Origin of the sequence: Streptomyces sp. NPDC056231 (assembly GCF_048270745.1) — a bacterium.
Classification (GTDB): Bacteria; Actinomycetota; Actinomycetes; order Streptomycetales; family Streptomycetaceae; genus Streptomyces.
Genome location: NZ_JBLVKW010000177.1, coordinates 1 through 3,148 on the forward strand (window position 1 = coordinate 1; position 3,148 = coordinate 3,148).

At 68.7% G+C, this 3,148-nt stretch carries 2 protein-coding genes; both read right to left on the minus strand.

The annotated features are described in order from the left end of the window. Positions 1–1,358, minus strand: a 1,358-nt coding sequence (locus tag ACNPQM_RS43845) for a non-ribosomal peptide synthetase (RefSeq protein WP_358863494.1), incomplete at its 3' end; no start/stop codon positions are given. Continuing rightward, on the minus strand, positions 1,351–3,148 hold a 1,798-nt coding region (locus ACNPQM_RS43850; RefSeq protein WP_418088378.1), incomplete at its 5' end, for a condensation domain-containing protein. The genes ACNPQM_RS43845 and ACNPQM_RS43850, both read right to left, overlap by 8 nt.

Sequence of the window (3,148 nt, forward strand, 5' to 3'; positions counted from 1 at the left end):
GCACCACGCACCGCCGGATGCCCCACCAGCGCAACCTCGATCTCACCCAACTCAATCCGAAAACCACGAACCTTCACCTGGTCATCGACCCGGCCCAGGAACTCGACGTTCCCGTCGGGCAGGAAGCGTGCGCGGTCGCCGGTCCGATAGAGCCGACTGCCCGCCTCCTCGTCGAACGGGTTCGCGATGAACGCCTCGGCGGTCAGCTCGGGACGCCCCAGATAGCCGCGCGCCAGACCCGCCCCACCGATGTACAGCTCACCGGCGGCACCCACCGGCTGGAGCTGGAGACGGGAGTCGAGAACGTACAGCCGCGCCCCGTCGATGGGACGGCCGATGTGGACGCGTTCCAGTTCGGGCCCGAAGCGGGCCACGCTCACCGCGATGGTGGCCTCCGAAGGACCGTAGCCGTTGAAGAACGACCGGCCGGGAGACCAGGTACGGACGAGGTCGAGAGGACACGCCTCACCGCCGACGGAGACACAGCGCAGGAAAGGCAGTGACTCCTCCGGAAGCGTGGCGAGCGCCGCCGGTGTCAGGTTGATGCTCTCGACGGCCTGCTCGACGAGAAGATCGGTGAGATCGGAACCGATCATCTTCAGCCCGGCGGGCGGCAGCACCAGGGTGCCGCCCGACAGCAATGCCGCCGTGAATTCCCACACTGAGATGTCGAAGCTCAGCGATGTTCCCTGCAGTACCCGCTGCGGTGTGTCCAGGCCGTAGTTCTCGTGCTGCCACCGGGCGATGCCGCGGATGCCGCGATGGGTGACCTGCACGCCCTTCGGCCGGCCCGTGGAACCGGAGGTGTAGATCACGTACGCGAGGTCGTCGCAGGTTCCGCCCGTCTCCAGGGGTGTGTCGGGCCACCGGTCGAGCTCCGGCCAGACGTCCTCGACGGTCAGAACCAGCGCATCGGACTCGGGCAGCACCCCGGCCGTCGACCGCTCGGCCAGCACCACCCGCAGCCCCGCGTCCTCAGCCATGTACGCCAGACGCTCCCGCGGATACGCCGGATCCAACGGCACATACGCCCCGCCCGCCTTCAGCACCGCCAGCAGACCGACCACCATCTCCACCGAACGCGGCACACACAGACCGACCAGGCTCTCCCGCCCGACACCACGATCCCGCAGCAGACGCGCAAGCCGGTTCGACCACCGGTCCAGACCCGCATAACTGAGCTGGCAATCGCCGAAGGCCACGGCGACCCGGTCGGGACACCGGCGGACCTGGGCCGCGAACAGCTCGTGAAAGGGCGCCGGACGCGCTGACTGCTGCTTGATCTGCTGAAGCCTCAGACGCAGCATCGCCTGCTGCTCCGCAGTCAGGTTCTCCAGGCGAGGAAGCAGTTCACTCATGATCGTCACTCGTCTCGATAGCCGGTGAAGCACTCGGAGTCCGGTCCTGGAAATCGCTCGGCGACATTCCCTGAACCTCGGCGAGGAGTTGCTCAAGAAGTTCGCGCTCTTCCGCGTTCCTGATCCCCGCCGCGTAGGCCGACAGGTCGAAGTCGGTGTCGGCCGCTGTCTGCTCGGTAGTGGAGTTGCCCTGGCGCAGGATCTGCTGCCGCTCCTCCTTCGTGAGGACGGTGATCCCGCTCAGCCTCGTCTCCGGCTCCTGGGCGATCTGGGAGCAGACGCTGCGGAGATGGCCGAGCATCCGCTCGATCGCGTCCCGCTCGAAGCGCCTGGTGTCGTACTGCACGGTGATCCGGAGCCGGTCCTCCGGAACGGTCGCCACCAGCCCGATGGCGTAGTCGATCCGTTCCTCGGAGCGGGTGAGATCGATGCGCAGGGCCGCGGAGTCGTCCTTCGCCACGGGGTAGTTCTCGAAGACGAAGAGGCTCTCGAAGAGGGGGGCGCCGGCGGGGAGCCCACTCCACCGCTGGACCTTTCCCAGCGGGCTGTGCTCGTACTGCCGCATCCGCAGGTTCTGTTCCTGCAGGTCCTGGAGCCAGGCGAGCGCGGTGCTCTGCCCGGGCAGCCCCACCCGGACGGGGAGCGTGTTGATGAAGAGGCCGACGGTGCGTTCGATGCCCTCCACGTCGGCCGGGCGCCCGGAGACCACTGTTCCGAAGACGACGTCATCGGCGCCGGTGTAGCGGCCGAGCAGGATCGCCCAGCAGCCCTGGAGGACGGTGTTGAGGGTCAGCCGGTTGGCCTTGGCCAGCGCGTGCAGCCGGCGGGTGTCCTCGGCGCCGAAGAACACGTCGAGTTCCTCCTGGCCGCTCGCACCGGACGGGGTCGTCCCCGTGGCCGGGTGCCGCTCGATGCTCAGCGGGGTGGCCTCCTCGACGCCGTGCAGGGTTTCGCGCCAGTACTCCTCGGCCTGGCCCAGGTCCTGCCGCTGGAGCCAGGACACGTAGTCGCGGTAGGGGCGCGACGGCGTCGGGTCCAGTCGCCGGCCTTGGCTGAGGGCGCCGTACCACTGGGCCACATCGTTCAGGATCAGGCCGAGGCTCCAGCCGTCGAGGATGGCGTGGTGGGCGCTCCAGACCAGCTCGTACCGCTGGTCGGCCGTGCGGACGAGGAGCATCCGCCACTGCGGGGCGTCCTGGGGGTCGAAGCCCCGGACGCGGTCCTCCCGCAGGTGACTCTCCAGTCGGTCCTGCTGAGCGGCAGGGCTCTCGGACCGCCAGTCCCGGATTTCGAGCGGGACAGGGAGATCGGCCCAGACCAGTTGGAGGGCATCGTTCTCCGCCGTGGTCCGGAAACCGGTCCGCAGGATCGGATGCCGTCGCATGACCTCGGCCCAACTCTGCCGGAAGACCTCCACGTCCAGTTCCTGATCGATGCGATGGATCATCTGGACGTGGTAGACGCCCTCGCCCCGGGCGTACTGGCTCTGGAACCAGAGTCCCTGCTGAACGGGCGTCTGGGGATAGCAGTCCTCGAGTGGACGGGGCAGGCCGCTTCCCCACCACTGGGGCAGCGCGCGCAGTTCGCCGACGAGGTCGTCGATCTGCTGCTGTGTCAGGCCGCTCAGCGGGAAGTCGGAGGGGCTGTAGCCCACCGTGCCGGGCCGGGCCGCCTCGCCGGCCAGCGCCCGCAGGACGTCCAGCGTGTGCTCGGCGACCCGCCGGATCGTCTCCTCCTCATGAGCCGCCCCGCTGTAGGTCCACTCCATACGGAGCTCGCCGTCCTGGACA